12 protein-coding genes are annotated in these 16306 nt (G+C 71.7%); 8 read left to right on the forward strand and 4 right to left on the reverse strand.

Annotation, left to right across the window (positions count from 1 at the left end; translation table 11 throughout):
- Positions 1-129: 129 nt before the first annotated feature.
- On the forward strand, positions 130-891 hold the full coding sequence (locus tag ACIBK1_RS25540; RefSeq protein ID WP_231513951.1) for a GNAT family N-acetyltransferase: 762 nt from the start codon (positions 130-132) through the stop codon (positions 889-891).
- A gap of 33 nt (positions 892-924) precedes the next feature.
- On the opposite strand, the gene rpsD is transcribed toward ACIBK1_RS25540, so the two are convergent.
- A complete protein-coding gene (gene rpsD, locus ACIBK1_RS25545) occupies positions 925-1539 on the reverse strand; it encodes a 30S ribosomal protein S4 (RefSeq protein WP_030509076.1) in 615 nt (204 codons plus the stop codon).
- 68 nt (positions 1540-1607) lie between these two features.
- On the opposite strand from rpsD, the gene ACIBK1_RS25550 reads away from it, so the two are divergent.
- Together ACIBK1_RS25550 and ACIBK1_RS40620 are read left to right on the forward strand one after the other, a co-directional pair.
- On the forward strand, positions 1608-2330 hold the full coding sequence (locus tag ACIBK1_RS25550; protein ID WP_030509075.1) for a DUF2470 domain-containing protein: 723 nt from the start codon (positions 1608-1610) through the stop codon (positions 2328-2330).
- A 158-nt stretch (positions 2331-2488) separates the two neighbouring features.
- Positions 2489-4357: a cellulose binding domain-containing protein gene (locus ACIBK1_RS40620; protein ID WP_449566890.1), complete on the forward strand. Its 1869-nt coding sequence runs from the start codon at positions 2489-2491 to the stop codon at positions 4355-4357.
- A 55-nt stretch (positions 4358-4412) separates the two neighbouring features.
- On the opposite strand, the gene ACIBK1_RS25565 is transcribed toward ACIBK1_RS40620, so the two are convergent.
- Positions 4413-5225, reverse strand: a complete 813-nt coding sequence (locus tag ACIBK1_RS25565; RefSeq protein ID WP_396738190.1) for a lysostaphin resistance A-like protein — start codon at positions 5223-5225, stop codon at positions 4413-4415.
- Between the two features lie 123 nt (positions 5226-5348).
- Here ACIBK1_RS25565 and ACIBK1_RS25570 point away from each other — a divergent pair, with 123 nt between their 5' ends.
- Together ACIBK1_RS25570 and ACIBK1_RS25575 are read left to right on the forward strand one after the other, a co-directional pair.
- A complete protein-coding gene (locus tag ACIBK1_RS25570) occupies positions 5349-6494 on the forward strand; it encodes a sensor histidine kinase (RefSeq protein WP_051761884.1) in 1146 nt (381 codons plus the stop codon).
- The gene (locus tag ACIBK1_RS25575; RefSeq protein WP_030509071.1) at positions 6491-7126 is read left to right on the forward strand and encodes a response regulator; all 636 of its coding nucleotides are present in this window, start codon (positions 6491-6493) and stop codon (positions 7124-7126) included. The genes ACIBK1_RS25570 and ACIBK1_RS25575 overlap by 4 nt, the downstream gene beginning before the upstream one ends.
- A gap of 68 nt (positions 7127-7194) precedes the next feature.
- Here ACIBK1_RS25575 and ACIBK1_RS25580 read toward each other — a convergent pair whose 3' ends face one another.
- Both ACIBK1_RS25580 and ACIBK1_RS25585 read right to left on the reverse strand, forming a co-directional pair.
- Positions 7195-8625 (reverse strand): M1 family metallopeptidase, encoded by a 1431-nt coding sequence (locus ACIBK1_RS25580; protein WP_030509070.1) that lies wholly within the window; start codon positions 8623-8625, stop codon positions 7195-7197.
- Positions 8626-8690: 65 nt separating this feature from the next.
- Complete coding sequence (locus tag ACIBK1_RS25585) at positions 8691-11525, reverse strand: M14 family zinc carboxypeptidase (RefSeq protein ID WP_396738195.1); 2835 nt, start codon at positions 11523-11525, stop codon at positions 8691-8693.
- A gap of 360 nt (positions 11526-11885) precedes the next feature.
- On the opposite strand from ACIBK1_RS25585, the gene ACIBK1_RS25590 reads away from it, so the two are divergent.
- The 3 genes from ACIBK1_RS25590 to ACIBK1_RS25600 all read left to right on the forward strand — a co-directional run bounded on the left by ACIBK1_RS25590 (position 11886) and on the right by ACIBK1_RS25600 (position 16252).
- The gene (locus ACIBK1_RS25590; RefSeq protein WP_396738198.1) at positions 11886-13787 is read left to right on the forward strand and encodes a serine/threonine-protein kinase; all 1902 of its coding nucleotides are present in this window, start codon (positions 11886-11888) and stop codon (positions 13785-13787) included.
- 185 nt (positions 13788-13972) lie between these two features.
- Complete coding sequence (locus tag ACIBK1_RS25595; protein ID WP_156080972.1) at positions 13973-14296, forward strand: hypothetical protein; 324 nt, start codon at positions 13973-13975, stop codon at positions 14294-14296.
- Positions 14297-14668: 372 nt separating this feature from the next.
- Complete coding sequence (locus ACIBK1_RS25600; RefSeq protein ID WP_396738201.1) at positions 14669-16252, forward strand: serine/threonine-protein kinase; 1584 nt, start codon at positions 14669-14671, stop codon at positions 16250-16252.
- Positions 16253-16306: the final 54 nt, after the last annotated feature.

The raw sequence follows: 16306 nt of genomic DNA on the forward strand, positions 1-16306 counted from the left end.
GCTACGACCTCCCGCCGCGTAGGGTTCAACCCCCGCGAGTGCGCGATCATCGGCACCCGCCCGGCGGCGCCCCTCCCCCGGCGAGCACGGGATCCCGCCTGACTACACTGCGCTGCGGAACCTCCGGCCGTGACCCGTCGACGGCTGGTCAGCGGCGCTCACGCGCGGATGGGAAGGCACGGCACGATGGCCGACCGCGACGCCGTCGCACTCGACGACCCCGTCGGGGAGTCGCTTCGCGGCCACCACGCGCACCTGGCCCGCCGGCTCGGCCGGGCGGCCGGTTACCTGCCGGAGGTCGCGACCTTCTCCACGGTGTCCGCCGACCCCGGCCCGGCGGAATGGGCCGACCTCGCGCGACTGCTCGGCCGGGGCGGATTCGCCGACATGTTCAGCTGTCCGGCGACCCCGCCCGCGGGCTGGGAGCCGCTCTTCACTCTCGACGGCTTCCAGATGATCTGGCCCGTGGGCGCCCATCCGGGTCGCGCGGAGGCCGAGTCGGGCGCGCGGATCGTCGAGCTGGGCGCCGGCGACGTGCCCGAGATGCTCGATCTCACCGCGCGGACCCGGCCGGGGCCGTTCTGGCCCCGGACCCACGAGCTCGGCACCTATCTGGGTGTCCGCGAGAACGGCGCCTTGGTCGCCATGGCGGGCGAACGGCTCCGCCCGCCCGGGTGGACCGAGATCAGCGCCGTCTGCGCCGCCCCGGAAGCCCGCGGGCGCGGTCACGCCTCCCGCCTGGTGCGCGCCCTGGTCACCCGCATCACGGCTCGCGGCGAGCGCCCGTTCCTCCACGTGGCCGAGGCCAACGTCAATGCGATGGCGCTCTACGAGCGGCTGGGCTTCGCGGTCCGCAGGCGCGTGACGTTCCGGGGGTTCCGCACACCGTGAGGGTCCGTCACGGCCGCCTCCGCTGTCGAGGCCTCAGCGGGAGTAGTGCTCGACCACGAGCTGCTCGTCCACCGGGACCGCGATCTCCTCGCGTACGGGGCGTCGCAGCAGCGTGAAGCGCAGCGTCCGGTGGTCCACGTCCAGGTAGGGGGCGATCCGCTCGTCCGCGTACGTGCCCTCGGCGGCGGCCGCGAACGGCTGCATCCTGGCCGACCGGCCCCGTACGCCCACCCGCTGGCCCGGCGTGACCTGGTAGCTCGGGATGTCCACCTTGCGGCCGTCGACCGTGATGTGCCCGTGGTTCACGTACTGCCGGGCGGCGTAGATGGACGGCGCCAGGCCGGCCCGCAGGACGAGCGAGGCGAGCCGGGTCTCCAGCAGCGCGACCAGTTCCTCCCCCGACCGGCCGGGGCGGCGGACGGCGAGGTCCCAGTAGCGGCGGAGCTGACGCTCCGACACGTCGTAATACCAGCGGAGCTTCTGCTTCTCCAGCAACCGCATCCCGTAGTCGCCGGTGTTACGCCGGCTGGTCTTGCGCCCGTGCTCCCCCGGCGGGTAGGGCCGCGCCTCGAAGTACTTCACCGCCTTACGGGTGAGCGGGACGCCCGCCCGCCGCGACAGCCGCACCTTCGGTCCCGTGTAACGCATGACGCCTCTTTCCAAGTTAGGTAAGCCTTACTAAGGTAAGCCTAACCTACTGAAGCGAGGAGCTCCCTATGCGCCACCCGGTCACCGCAGCCCCCATTCCCGAGCGCGTACGGACGCTCGCGGCCCTGGCGGCGCCCACCCACGTCTCCGTCGCCGGGTCCGGCGTGCCCACGGCCGCCGCCCGCGGCGGCGTGGACGGCAGAGGCCGGCCGGTCCTGCTGGTGAAGCCCGGCGAGACCCTGCACGGCGCGCCCGCGGAGACCCTGGTGACGGTCGACCTCACGGCGAGCAGGGAGGTCGGCGGGGTCGAGCGGCCCCGCGCGCTGCTGAAGGTGCGGGGGTGGACGCAGCCCGTGCCGGCGGCGGAGACGCGCGCGGCCGCCGTCGCCATCGCGGAGGCGTGCCCCGACGAGGACCTGTTCGCGGCCGTCGAAGGAGGCGGTCCCGCGCTGCTGCGCGTCGACGTCTGCCACGTGATCTATATGACCGGCCAGGAGTCGGGCGTCCTCGACGCCGAGAGCTACCTCGCCTCGGCGCCCGACCCGTTGCTCCCCCTGGCCGAACGCATGGTGCGCCACGTCAACGAGTCCCACTCGCGGCAGCTGCGCGAGGCGGCGGAGCGGCTGACAGGGGGACCGGCCCAGGAGGAGGTGTGGTTGTGGGAGCTGGACCGCTACGGCGCCACCTTGCGGCCGGGGCCCGGCCACCTGGTGAGGGTCCCCTGGCCGGCGCCCGTCGCGACGCCCGCGGCGCTCGAACACGCCCTGGCCTGCCTCATGCACCCCTCCTGAGCGACCTCCGATGAAAGTTGCACGTCCAAACGAAATCACCCCCAGCTCAGGGGCTTGCAGGCTGCCTGAGCTGTTGACCGTACGGCATGGCGAGGCAAAGGATGCGGCTCGACCTTCGCCCGGAAAAGGCGACAGCGCGACCGCTCGAAGGAGCTCCCATGCACGGCTCGCTCACCCGCCGGCGGCGCGCCGGCCTGGCCCTGCTGACGTCGGCGGCGCTCGCCGCCGCGTCGGCCGTCGTGGCGGCGACGGCCGTCAGCGCGCCCGCCTCGGCCGCGACCTCCGCCACCGTGACGGTGAACACCGGCACGAGCCTCGGCACGATCCCGGCCGCCGGGCACGGCGTCAACGTCGCCGTCTACGACGGGAACATGAACAGCTCCCCCGTCTCGGGTCTGCTGCGGGACGCCGGCTTCACCGCCGTCCGCTACCCCGGCGGATCGTACGGCGACATCTACCACTGGAAGACCCACACCACCGAGGGCGGCTACGTGGCCCCGGGCACCGACTTCGACACCTATGTGAGCACGGTGCGCTCGGCCGGCGCGCAGCCCGTCGTCATCGCCAACTACGGCACGGGCACGGCCCAGGAGGCCGCCGACTGGGTGCGCTACGCCAACGTCACCAAGGGCTACGGCGTCAAGTACTGGGAGATCGGCAACGAGGTCTACGGCAACGGCCACTACGGCTCGGGCTGGGAGCAGGACAACCACTCCGACAAGAGCCCGAGGGCGTACGCGAACAACGTCCTGCAGTACATCTCGGCGATGAAGGTCGTGGACTCCTCGATCAAGGTGGGCGTCGTGCTCACCACCCCGGGCGGCTGGCCGGACGGCGTCGTGGGCTCGGGCGACAGCGCCGACTGGAACAACACGGTCATGTCCATCGTGCAGGACAAGGCCGACTTCGTGATCGTCCACTGGTACCCGGGCGCCACGTCGGCGGCCGACAGCCTGACGAAGGTCTCGCAGATCGCCCCGATGGTGAGCACGATCCGCTCCCTTCTCGGCAGGTACGCCGGGAGCAGGGCGTCGAGCATCGGCATCGCGGTCACGGAGGCCAACCTCAACTACCAGCTCAACAGCGCGACGACGGCCCTGGGCGCCGCCGACAGCTACCTCACCTGGTTCGAGAACGGGGTGATGAACGTCGACTGGTGGAGCCTCCACAACGGCACAAGCAGCAGCCCGAAGACCAATGACGACGGAACCACCGATTACAACGACTTCGGCATCCTGTCCTCCGGCAGCTCCGGGGAGCCCCCGGTGAACACGCCTCTCCCGCCCTACTACGGGCTGGCCATGGTCGGCAGGGCCGGATCGCCGGGTGACACCCTGGTCAAGGCCTCCTCGTCCAGCTCGCTGCTCGCCGCGCACGCGGTGAGGACCTCCGGCGGCGTCAACGTCGTGCTCGTCAACAAGGACCTGAACAACTCCACGACGGTCTCGCTGTCCTACTCGGGCTTCTCCCCGGGCGGCACGGCCTCGGTCGTGCAGTGGCGCAAGGGCGCCACCTCGATCGGCACGAGCACCGCGTCGTCCGCCACCTCGATCACGCTCCCGCCGTACTCCATCACGGTGGTGAAGTCGTCCGGCGGCGGCACCGCGTCCCCCACGCCGTCCCCCACGCCGTCCCCCTCGCCGTCCGCCTCGCCGTCCGCCTCGCCCTCGCGCACGCCGTCCCCGTCCCCGTCCCCGTCACCCTCGGCCTCCCCCACGGCCGGCGGCTCGGGGTGCTCGGCGACGTACAAGGTGACCAACTCCTGGCCGGGCGGCTTCCAGGCCGACGTGACGGTGACGAACACCCGCGCCACCGCGATCTCCGGCTGGACCGTCGGCTGGTCCTTCCGGAACGGCCAGACGATCAGCTCCTCGTGGAACGCCACGCTGACCCAGTCGGGCGCCGCCGTCACTGCGAGGAACGCGAGCTACAACGACGGCCTGGCCGCCGGAGCGTCCACGTCGTTCGGCTTCACCGGCAACGGCGCGGGTGACGTCCCGGCGCCGATCTCCTGCACCACCGGCTGACATCCGCCCGCGCCCGCCCGTACGCACGAGCGGGCGGGCGGGCGCGGCCCCGCCGCTACTCGCGGACCGGCTGAGGGGCGGGCACCGGCTCGCGATCCGCACGCGCGCGATACACGACGTCGATCACCCACGCGGCCAGTATGAGGGCGCCTGACATCAGCACCAGTTGCACTCCGTAGTTCGTGACCTGCGTGGCCGCCAGACGCAAGCCGACGTGGAGGCCGGTGTGCACGCCCACCGCCATCCACACCGCGCCGCTGCGCAGCCGGGCCACCGCGCACGCGAAGCCGAGCGCGGTGGCCATCACGACGTAGAGCAGCCTCTCGGCGAGGGTGTCGGCCGCGCTCTGGGAAATGATGTGCAGCGCGCCGAAGACGGCCGACACCGTGATCACCACCGCGCCGGGGGACAGCCGGGCCGACAGCGTGTCGTACACGTGCCCCCGCCACAACAGCTCCTCGGGGAACGCCTGCCCGAGCATGAGGATCGCCGGCACGAACGGCAGATACCGCAGCAGCACCGCGCCCTGCTCCGTCCACGGCAGCCAGGTGGTCAGGCCCAGCGCCACCGCGAGCGCCTGGGCGGACGCGACGGCCGCCGCTCCGGCGAACAACCCCGCGAGCGCCTGCCACAAGGCGCTCCACGACCAGGTCAGCCGTACGCCCGACCAGCGCTGACCGCCGAGGAACCGGCGGACCCCGTAGACCAGGGCGAGCGAGACGAGCGTCACGGACAGGGCGCTCAGTGTCTGGACGAGGATGCCGTGATCGTCGGTCAGCAGCGACACGATCAGCGGGCCGATGAACGCCTGGATGAACATCACGACGACGGCGATGGACACAGCCCACACGGGCGTAGTGGCTCTCATGGGCGAGACGCTAGATTCGCCCTGCTTTCCGGCACATCGAGCGGCGGATAGACGCGGGCATGACCATGGTCATGGTTCCGATGGGCGATTGCGTCCGACCCGAATCGCTCTAGGGTCGAGACCATGGCGCGTTTCGACTGGCTTCGCGACGCCGACCGGCCGTTCCTGTTCAACCTCGTGTTCTGGGCGATGACGGCCATTTTGACCTCCGGCCTCGCGCAGTGGGTCGTGACCGGCGCCGCCACCCCGCTACATGTGCTCTTCGGCGCGGACCTGGTGCTGCTCGCGGTGCTCTGGCCGGCGCTGCCCTGGAGCCGGGCGCGGGGCCGCCTCTGGGTGGCCCCGCTGTTCCTCGCGGCGACGATCCTGCTGGGGATGACCGGTTCCCGGGAGACCCACCTGCCGCTGATCCTCCTCGCGGTGGCCAACCTCGCGTTCCTGTACGGCATGCGCGTCGCGACGGCCATCCTGTCCTGTGTCGTGGTCGGTTCCGTGTTCGTGCCCCCGCTTCTCGGGTCGACGATCGCCAACGGCATCGTCCAGGCCACCGCGATGGCGGTGTTCTCCGCGTTCGTCCTGGGCATGGCGGCGTCCACACTGGAGGCGCGGCGCAGGCGCGAGGAGGCCCAGGGCCTGCTGGAGCGGATCAGGGAGCTGGCCGTCGCCGAGGAGCGGGCGCGGATGGCGGCGGAGATGCACGACTCGGTCGGCCATCACCTCACCGTTATCAAGATGGGCCTGGAGAACGCCGAGCGGTTCCGCGAGCGCCGCCCCGACGCCGCCTGGGGGGAGGTCCGCCAGGCCAAGGAGCTCACCGTGGAGGCGCTGGCCGACGCGCGGCGCTGGGTGCGCGCGCTGCGGCCGCTCGCGCTGGACGGCCGCGTCGGCGGCGCCGCGCTCGAACGGCTCGCGGCGTCGTTCGACGGCACCGGCATCAGCGTGAGCTTCGAGGTGCGGGGCGAGGAGCGGCGGCTGGAGGCCGACACCGAGCTCGTCCTCTATCGGGTGCTGCAGGAAGGGCTCACCAACGCGCTGCGGCACGCGAAGGCGGAGCACGTGCACGGCACGCTCACGTTCGGCGACGGCCGGGTGGCGCTCGTGGTCAGCGACGACGGAACGGGCAGGGACGACCGGTCGCGCGGCGGCTTCGGGCTGTCGTCGCTGGCGGATCGGGCCAGGGCGCTCGGCGGCACGCTGGCCGGCGGCAACAGGCCGGGCGGCGGGTTCGAGTTGCGCGCCGAGCTGCCGTTGTCGGGGGTGCGGGCATGACGCCGGTCAGGGTGGTGCTGGTGGACGACCAGGCGCTGCTGCGCCAGGGGCTGCGCAAGCTGCTGGAGGTCGAGGACGGCGTCGAGGTCGTCGGCGAGGCGGCCGACGGCTACGAGGCGCTGCGGGTGATCGGCGACCGCCGCCCGCACGTGGCGCTCGTGGACATGCGGATGCCGGGCATGAACGGCGTGGAGCTGATCGTCCGTCTGGCCGCCGAGCATCCGGAGGTGGCGGTCGTCGTGCTCAGCACGTTCGACGAGGACGAGTACATCTTCGGCGCGCTGCGCGGCGGCGCGACCGGCTATCTGCTGAAGGACTGCTCGCCGGAGGAGCTGGTCTCGGCCGTGCACCGGGTGAGCCGCGGGGAGACCGTGCTGGGCAGCCCGGTGGCGGCCCGGCTCGTCGCCGAGCTGCGGCACCTGCCGGTGAACCCGGTCGCCTTCCACGGGCAGGAGCTGCTGTCGGCCCGCGAGGTGGAGGTGGCGCGGATGGTCGCCGCCGGGGCCGCCAACAGGGAGATCGCGGCGCGCCTGTTCATCACCGAGGGCACGGTCAAGAACCACGTGTCCAGCGTGCTGCGCAAGCTGGGCCTGCGCGACCGCATCCAGCTCGCCCTGCACCTGCGTCCCTGAGCCGCTCCCCCGGCCGCGTACGCCGAAGAAACCGGCGGCTCCCGCGAACGGGAGCCGCCGGAGGAGGGTCACCAGGAGGCGGGCTTGCCCTTCTGGAACAGCCACACGTCGAAGAACGCCTTCAGGTCCATGCCCGAGACCTTCTCCGCCGCCCGGATGAAGTCGGCGGTGCTCGCGTTGCCGTGCCGGTGCTGGGTCGTCCAGTCCTTGATCAGCGTGAAGAAGGCGGCGTCGCCGATCTTGCCGCGCAGCGCGTGCAGCGTCATCGCGCCGCGGTTGTACGGCACGTTGCCGAACATGTCCTCGGGGCCGGGGTCGGCCGTGACGATCTGCCAGAACGACGAGGTCGCCGCCCGGCCGTAGTTGCTGGAGCTGTCGAACGTCTGCTGTGCGGTGGCGCCCCCGGTGTGCTCGGTCCACAGCCAGCTCGCGTACGTCGCGAAGCCCTCGTTGAGCCAGATGTCGGACCACTTGCCGACGCTCACGCTGTCGCCGTACCACTGGTGCGCGAGCTCGTGCGCCATCGTGCCGACGCTGGGCGCGCTGGAGAAGATCGGCTTGGTCTGGCTCTCCAGGGCGTAGCCGACGTCCGGCGCGCGGTCGATGATGGCGCCCGCCTGGTTGAAGGGGTACGGCCCGAAGATCGAGGAGAAGTACTCCAGGATGCCGGGGATCTGCGCGACGGCCGCGGCCGACTGGGTCGCCAGCCGCGGGTCCACGGCCGTGTAGACCGGGATGCCGCTCGGCGTGGTCGTCTCGTTCACGACGAAGTTCCCCAGGGTCACGGTGGCGAGGTAGGTCGCCATCGGCTCCGCCGAGTCCCACACGAACGTCGTCTTGCCGTTCGCGGTCGTCTTGGACACCAGGCGGCCGTTGCCGACCACCGTGACGCCCTCGGGGACCGTCGCGCGGAAGGTGAACGTCGCCTTGTCCGCGGGGCTGTCGTTGGAGGGCAGCCAGGCCGGCGCGCCCTGCGGCTCGCCCGGCACGAAGGCGCCGTCGTCGGTCGGCACCCAGCCCTCGATCGAGCCGTCGGGGTCGGTGACGACCGGCGGCGTCCCGGCGTACGTCACCGTGACCGTGAAGGTCTCCCCGGTCTTGAGCTTCGGCCGCGGCGTGACGACGAGCTCCTGCCCGTCCCGCCGGTAGTCGGCCGGATGCTTGCCCACCTTCAGCGAAGTGATCTCCGGCCCGCGGAAGTCCAGGTCGAACTGGTCGAGGTCCTGGGTGGCGACCGCCGTGATCACCGTCGTGGCGTCCATGACCTTGGTGGCGGGGTCGTAGGAGAACGTGACGTCGTAGTGCCGCACGTCGTAGCCGCCGTTGCCCTGGTCGGGGAAGTACGGGTCGCCGAGCGAGGGGGCGCCCGCGGAGTAGCGCGGCGCGCCGGGGTTGCCGGGAGCCGCCAGAGCCGTGGTCGCCTGGGTGGCGGCGAGCAGCGCGGCCGCGAGGGCCGCGCCGCCGAGCCGCGCCGCCCGGCGCGAGCGGAACGAGGTCATGAGGTTCCTTTCGAAGAACCGGGCGGCCGGAAGACCGGCCGCCCGGCCCGGTGTCTTACGTGGGATCAGGCGACGACGGAGCGGAGCGGGATGCCCGCCGCGCCGAGGTCGCGGACGAGGTCGCGGACGAACGGGTGCTCGTCGGCGGACAGTCCGTCGGGGTTCGGGATGGTGATGTAGGACGAGCCGTCCGCGGACGCGGTCTGAGCCGTGTCCGTGTAGCGCTCGACCACCGCCTGCGTCCGCGCGAGGTCGGCGTCGGCCACCTGGATGACGATCGGCCGCCACTCCCCGCCGAGGTTCGGCGGCTCCTCCGTCGTCGCCGCGGCGATGCGCAGCGGGTCGGGCGCCGCGGCGATCCGCTGCTTCGCCTGGGGCGACGCCTGCGACGCGCCCGCCGGGTAGAGCAGCGCGTTGGCGAGCAGGTGGATGCCGTTCTCGTTGTACGCCCTGAACAGCGGGTTGTACGCGAACAGCACGGCGTGTCCCGCGCCGGTCGGCTCGTCGACGAGAGAAGCCGTGCCCTTGAGCGCCTCCGCCCCCACCGTGTAGCCGTTGGACCAGAACGTGTCATCCGTGGGGTAGGTGAGCACGTTCACCCCGGTCTGGCTGGGGTTGAGGATCGGGTCGCCGTTGTTGAACTGGAAGTCCTCCGCCGGCCGGCCGAGCGCCACCGGGCTGCCCTGTTCCACGTCCACCCGGAAGTGCGAGCCGATGACCTGGTAGCCGGTCGGCTTGGCCTTCTCGGTCGTGGAGGTGAGGCCGGCGGCCCTGGCGACCCGGGTGCCCTCGTTGCGCAGCCCGACGTACGTGCCGCCCGCGGCCACCCACTGCCTGAGGTTGGCCAGGCCCTGCTCGGTCAGGCCGCCGTTGGAGCTGCTGCCGTCCGGGACGAGCAGGACGGTCCGCTCGGTGAAGGCCGGGGTGTTGCCGTTGACGTCGGCCGTGGTCACCGGCTTGAGGTCGAGACCCCAGCGGTCGCCGAGCACGTAGCGGGCCTCGCCGTACGACCCGGAGGTGGTGGACACGCCGGTGCCGGCGAACAGGCCGGCGTCGGGCGTGCGCAGCGCCGCGCCGGAGGCGGGGGCGCTGCCGCCCTCGACCGTCACGCCCAGCGAGCGGGCGAGCTTGTCCAGCTCGCCGCGGTTCATCGCGGTGGCGGCCAGGCCGACCACCCCGGTCCGGTCGTCGCGCGTGAGCGGCACACCCGCGCCGAGCAGCCGGAAGGTCAGCTCGGAGGCGGCGGCCGAGTCCATCGGGTAGGAGTACGACCCGCCCTTGGGCGCGGCGGAGGCCACGCCGCCGTCGACGTCCTTCACGAGGGCGGCCTTCGGCGACAGCGCGTCGCCGGTGGAGATGACGTCCACGCCCGCGAGCAGCGGGTTGCTCCACGAGGAGACGTCGTAGAAGTAGGGGAACGGGACGTACGGGTCCTCCCCCATGACCGCCTGGATCCAATGCTTCTGCGGCTGGTCCATGGGGATCCAGTAGGCCCCCTCGGGGACCGTCACGTCACTGGCCGTCCGGCCGCCGAAGACCCGCGCGGAGGGCACCTTCACGGGCTTGCTCACCCGGTAGACCTCCACGTCCATGCGGCGCAGCCGCTCGACCAGCCGGCGCACGTCACCGAGCTGCCGGTCGGGCAGCAGGAAGTACGACCGGATCGAGATGTCGGGCACCGGGAACCGGACGGTGTTGGACGGCTGGACGACCTCGTTGGGCTCCAGGGCGCCCGCGGCCCCCTCGGCGAGCGCGGTCTGCCAGATCGAGTAGTAGCCGTTCAGGACCTCGCGCTTGTTGTCGGCGGCCCAGCCGGTCGTCGCCCACTGGGTGTTGAACTGCTGCTGCACCCGGTCCTCGACCGCCGACGTGCTGCCCTTCTCGAACGTCATCCCGGCGGCGCCGAAGCCCGCGGCAGGGACGCTGTCGCCGTAGCCCATGTAGAACAGGTCGTACGTCGCGTAGTTGAAGTAGCACTCGGTGGTGACCGCGCCGCCGCAGGCGCCGTTGTAGCCGAAGCCGGCGGCGTTCGCCGCGCCGATGCGGTTGATCCAGTTCACCGGCTGGTCGGCGATCTCGTGGTGGATCGGGTCGGCGTTGGGCGGGAAGAAGTACTGCCGCCCGCCCATCTCGTGCGCGTCGACGAAGACCTGCGGCGGATAGCTCCGCAGCATCTCGATCTTGCCGTCGGTCTCCGGCTGGGTGCGGGCGAACCAGTCCCGGTTGAGGTCGAAGCCGTACTCGTTCGTCCTGCGGCTCGCGTCGCGGCCGTCGGGGTTCTGGGTCGGCACGATGACCGTGACCAGGTTGTCGTTGCGCTTCGCGACGTCGCAGGACAGGCCGCTCGCCAGCTCGTACAGGGTCTTGAGCGCGGCGTCGGCGCCGCTCTTCTCGCCGCCGTGCACGTTGCCGGCGATCCAGACGACGGCGGGCGAGTCGTCGGCGATGCGCGCCGCCTTGTCCGCCTTCAGCTTCCTCGGGTCGCGCAGCGAGCGGATCTGGTCCGCGATCTTCTTGAGCTGCCCCGGGACCATGTGGTGGGAGTCGGACACGATGGCGTACGGCAGTTCCTGGCCGGTCACGCTGTGCGCCACGGTGCCCGTGACGACGCGGTCCGAGGCGCCTCCCACGGCCTCCACGTACTTCTTGATCTCTTCGGTCGTGAGCACCCGGGACTGTCCCTTGCCCAGCGGGAAGCCGAAGAACTGCTCGGGCGCCGGCACCGTGCCCAGGCGGGCGTTCGGGTCGGTGCTGCACCGTCCCGGCGCTTTGCCCGCGCCGGCCGGGTCGGCCTGCGCGGGGGCCGCGGGCGTCAGCGTGAGCGCGGCCGACACCAGGACCGCGGTGCCGAGCGCCATGCCGTAAGGGGATCTTCCGCACAACAGCGTGCGTAACCGCATCTAGCCTCCAGGCGGGGGGACGGGGAGGTCTCGGAGGAGCACCCGTCCGGGAAACGACAAAGTCACTGCGGACAGTATTAGAAGGGAATAAACCGGACAAGCCATCGCGAAACATAACCACACTCGAGCCGAAACTGTGAGCAATGGCGTTTCCGCAAGTCAATGTGGGAGTGACCGACCGAATCGTCCTTTTGTAACGTCCGATAACAACTGAGCATCGGCTTCGCCCGTCTCGGCGGCGGCCACGGCCGACCGGCCCGACCTGCGAGTTCCTCCACCGGCGCCGGTTCCGTGAGATCGAAGACGGACGGCCGCGCGCCGGGCTGTGGGACCATTCAGGGGGGTTTGGAGGAGGACAGGGTGGACGAGGAGCGTCGGGTCGCGGGCAGATATCACCTGCTCGAACCGATCGGCCGCGGAGGCATGGGCGTCGTGTGGCGCGCCCACGACGACCTGCTCGACCGCACGGTGGCAGTGAAAGAGGTGCTCTACCACCCCACTTCGGAAGAGGACAGGGAGACGTTCAACCGGCGCACCATCCGTGAGGCGCGGGCGGCGGGCCGCATCGACCATCCGAACGTCGTCGTCGTCCACGACGTCATCGAGGAGGACGGCCGTCCCTGGATCGTGATGCAGCTGGTGCGGTCGGTGTCCCTGGGCCAGGTGCTGCGCGAGCAGGGCGCGCTCCCGCCCGGCCGGGTCGCCGCGATCGGCCTGCAGGTGCTCGACGCGCTGTGCACCGCGCACGCCGCGGGGGTGCTGCACCGGGACGTCAAGCCGGAGAACGTGCTGCTCAACGGGGAGACCCGGGTGGTGCTCACCGACTTCGGCATCGCGACGATGCCGGAGGAGGCCGCGCTGACCATGACCGGCGGGATCACCGGCACCCCCGCGTTCATGCCGCCCGAGCGGCTCGACGGCGAGCCGGCGACCCCCGAGTCCGACCTGTGGTCGCTCGGCGCGACGCTGTACGCCGCGGTCGAGGGCAGGACCCCGTTCGACCGCAACTCCCCGGTGGCCACGATGGCGGCCATCCTGCACGACGACCCGGCCCCGCCCCAGCGGGCGGGCGCCCTGACGCCGGTGCTCGAAGGACTGCTGCGCAAGGACCCGGCCCGGCGCATGGGCGCGGCCGAGGCCGCGGCCCTGCTCAACGCCGCCCTGACGGCCGGCCCGGGACACGCCGCCCCCGATCTGCCGGGGAACCGGCCCGAGCCCGGCGCGTGGAGCGGCTCGCCGTCCGGGCCGTCGCAGCCCCCGTACGGCCCCCAGTACGGCGCCCAGCCCTACGGCGTCCCGCACCAGTCCGGCGGCTCCGCCCCCTGGCCCGGGGGCACCGGTCCTGCCGGGCCGCCCGGCCCCGGCGGCGCGGGTATGGCGGGCCACCCGACGGCACCGAACGGCCACGGAGGGTACGCGGGTCCCGGCGGGCCCGCCGTCCCGCCCGGGAGCCACCCCGGCCCGTACGCCGCGCCGGGTGCGCGCCCTCCGGGACGCGGCTCCGCGGCCAAGGTGACCCTGCTCGTCCTGTTACCGCTGCTGCTCGTGGCCGTCGTCGCGGGCGGCTGGTACGGCTACCGCTCGCTGGCCGGCGGCGGGAGCGTCGCCGAGGGGCTCACGCCTACGGAGATCGGTCCCACCACGGGCACCGACAACACGCCGGGGGACACCGAACCGAGCGCCTCCGTCGAGTCGCCCGCGTCGCAGTCGGAGGAGCCGACGACGGAGCCGGCGGACGATCCCTCGAAGGAGCCGTCTGAGGAGCCGTCGGACGAGCCCTCCGCGGAGTATCCGACGACGGCGACGGTCAAGCCCCCCAAGGGGTGGGAGACCCACCGCGACCCGCTGGGCTTCTCTATCGCCCTGCCCGCCGGCTGGGTCCCGTTCCAGAGGGAGGCCACCCGCGTGCGCTTCCACGCCCCGAGCGGGCGCGACTACCTGCAGGTCGACTTCACCCCCTGGGAGACCACGGACCCGGCGGACGCGCTGCGCACGGTCGAGGCGGCCTCGACCAAGAAGGGCTACCTGCGCGGCTACGAGCGCATCAGCATCACGTCCGGGAACTACCTCGGTGTTCCCTCCGCGGACTGGGAGTTCACCCACATGACCGACTCCGGCAAGGTGCGGGTGCTCGACCGCGCCTTCAGGCTCGACGACGGCCGGTCCATCATGCTCTATTGGCAGGTCGCGGACACCCGATGGACTTCCGCCCTGTCCCGGTTCCGAATGTTCACCTCCACTTTCCGGCCAGAGGCCGGGTGACAAAGCGAGCGGGCGCACCGCGCCGGATGACAAAGCGAGCGGGCGCACCGCGCCGGAACCTTCACTCGGCAAGAACGCTTACCAGAAATCTCTTGATCCCGCACCGGCGGAGAACATATTTTCTAGTCGTTGGCAGAACGCAGGTAACTGTTCACTAGCACCGTTCAGATGAATGTGGAGGTCTCGTGAAGTACAAGCGTCTGGCATCGGGCCTTATCGCCACCGCTGTCGCCATCGGAACGACTTTCGCGACCACAGGGACCGCCCACGCGGTCTCCGGCTGCTCCATCAGCTATGTCGAGGACGGCGGAGTCGGCGTATACCGTTATGGTGCGCACGTCAATTGCGCTGTCAGCGCCAGCACCTATTGGTACTTCCGCATCTGGTGCGAGTCGGCCAGCGGTGGCCAAGAATACACTAAGTCCACCTCACAGAGGAAGGGCGCCGGGCAAGCCACTCTCTGGTGCACCAATGTGAACGACTTCGTAACAGACGCCTATACCTTCTAGAGCATTCAGAGCGTTTTCTCGAGTTCGTCGCAGCGAGACATCTCCAACTGAGGATATCAACCCTTGTCGTTATGCTTGGGCCGGTCGGTGAGTCATCCAGCGGGGGTGGCTCCAGCGGGCGGATCGAGCGGAAGCGAGCCCGGGCACCGCATGCGGGCCGCACCTGAACGCACCTATGCGCCAGGCGCGGCCACCTTTGCGCCGCGCCGTCGAAGGCCTGCGACGTCGGCAGCCCGTGCCACTTCCGGCGCGGCCACCCGCACCTTCCAACCGTGATAACGATTCGGTAAAGATCCGCAGTTCAAGGGGGATTTCGCCCCAGAACAGCAATGTTGTCGCATGCGTTCGCCCAAGACGGGTAGCGCGACAATCATGGCTGAAGCGCAGACCTCCGAACGTGTCGTGGCAGGACGCTATCGCCTGATCGAGCCGCTGGGGCGGGGCGGCATGGGCACCGTGTGGCGAGCCGTCGACCAGGTGCTCGAACGGGAGGTCGCCGTCAAGGAGCTGCTCGCGTCGTCCGAGCTCACCGGGCCGGAGCGGGAGGTCTTCACCATCAGGACCTTCCGCGAGGCCCGGGCGGCCGGACGGCTGAGCCATCCGAGTGTGGCGGCAGTGCACGACGCCTTCGAGGAGAACGGCTACCCCTGGATCGTCCTCGAACTGATCCCGTCCCGGACGCTGGGATCGGTCATCCGCGAGGAGGGCCCGCTGCCGCCGCGGCGGGTGGCGGAGATCGGGTCCCGTGTGCTCGCCGCACTGCGCGTCGCCCACGCGAACGGGGTGCTGCACCGGGACGTCAAACCCGACAACGTGCTGCTCGCCGACGACGGCCGGGTCGTGCTGACGGACTTCGGCATCGCAGCGATGGAGGACGACTCGCCGGTCACCCGCACCGGGATGCTGATCGGCACCCCGGCGTTCATCGCACCGGAGCGGGCGGCGGGACGGCAGGCGCAGCGGGCGTCGGACCTGTGGTCGCTCGGGGTGACGCTGTTCATGGCCGTCGAGGGGCGCTCGCCGTTCCACCGGGGTCACGCGCTGGCGACGCTCGCCGCGGTCATGTACGAGGAGGCGGGCCCGCTGCGCAACGCCGGGCCGCTGGCACCGGTGATCGAGGGCCTGCTGATCAAGGACCCGGCCCGCAGGATGACCGCGGACTACGCCGCGCAGCACCTGCACGCCGTGGCGACCGGCCAGGTGACCGACCCTGTCGTGCCGCGTCCGCGGCAGCCGCCCCGGCTCGCCCGGCTGATGCCCGTCTTCGACACCTCGCCCGCGGCTTCCGTCTCCACGCCCGCGCACGTCCCCCTCGGCGAGGACACCCCGACGCCGGTCCCGGCCCCCGTGCCGCTGAGCGGACGCCGCAGGCCCTGGGCGCTGGCGGCGAGCTCCGGAGCGCTCGTCGCGCTCGTCGGGCTGGCGGCCGGTGCCATCGCGTTCGCCACCGCCAGGTTTCCGGCCGACCCAAGGGGGACCGCCGTGGTGAGCACGCCCACGGTGACGGTCTTCGCGACCAGGACCGCCGAGCCCAAGACCGCCGAGGCCGCCAAGACCGGCAAGCGGACCGAGAGCCGCGACGCGGAGAAGACGACCACCCAGCCGGTGGCGAACCCAGCGGGCGGCGCCGCCGGCGGGCACCGTGCGGAGGATCGCGGCGGGCCCGCCGGGAGGCCACCCGAGAAGCCCGGAAGGGGAAAGCCCAAGGACAAGCCCACCGGCGCCGCGTCCAAGGGCGCGGGCAAGCCCAAGGGGTCTCCCCCGGCGAAGCAGAACGGCAAGGGGAAGCCCTCCGCGGCCAAGCCCGGGAACGGCGGCGGAAGCGCCAAGCCGTCCCAGGGCACGGGTGGGGGCCAGGGAAAAGGCGAGGGCCAGGAGGCCACCACGGACGACCTCGGTGACGTCGGTGACATCCCCGACGGCTACACCCAGCCGGAGACCGACTGGGATGCCTGACCTCCGCCCGGCCGGGCCTTGGCGCACAGGCGCCTCCCCCGGAGCCGGGGCGAG

The organism is Microbispora rosea, from assembly GCF_044460045.1.
GTDB classification, from domain to species: domain Bacteria; phylum Actinomycetota; class Actinomycetes; order Streptosporangiales; family Streptosporangiaceae; genus Microbispora; species Microbispora rosea.

Excerpts from the sequence above, each read along its gene's own strand:
- rpsD (WP_030509076.1), bottom strand. The coding sequence starts at position 1,539 with ATGCGTTACACGGGACCGAAGGTGCGGCTGTCGCGGCGGGCGGGCGTC.
- ACIBK1_RS25550 (WP_030509075.1), top strand. The coding sequence starts at position 1,608 with ATGCGCCACCCGGTCACCGCAGCCCCCATTCCCGAGCGCGTACGGACG.
- ACIBK1_RS40620 (WP_449566890.1), top strand. The coding sequence starts at position 2,489 with ATGCACGGCTCGCTCACCCGCCGGCGGCGCGCCGGCCTGGCCCTGCTG.
- ACIBK1_RS25565 (WP_396738190.1), bottom strand. The coding sequence starts at position 5,225 with ATGAGAGCCACTACGCCCGTGTGGGCTGTGTCCATCGCCGTCGTCGTG.
- ACIBK1_RS25570 (WP_051761884.1), top strand. The coding sequence starts at position 5,349 with ATGGCGCGTTTCGACTGGCTTCGCGACGCCGACCGGCCGTTCCTGTTC.
- ACIBK1_RS25575 (WP_030509071.1), top strand. The coding sequence starts at position 6,491 with ATGACGCCGGTCAGGGTGGTGCTGGTGGACGACCAGGCGCTGCTGCGC.
- ACIBK1_RS25580 (WP_030509070.1), bottom strand. The coding sequence starts at position 8,625 with ATGACCTCGTTCCGCTCGCGCCGGGCGGCGCGGCTCGGCGGCGCGGCC.
- ACIBK1_RS25585 (WP_396738195.1), bottom strand. The coding sequence starts at position 11,525 with ATGCGGTTACGCACGCTGTTGTGCGGAAGATCCCCTTACGGCATGGCG.
- ACIBK1_RS25600 (WP_396738201.1), top strand. The coding sequence starts at position 14,669 with ATGGCTGAAGCGCAGACCTCCGAACGTGTCGTGGCAGGACGCTATCGC.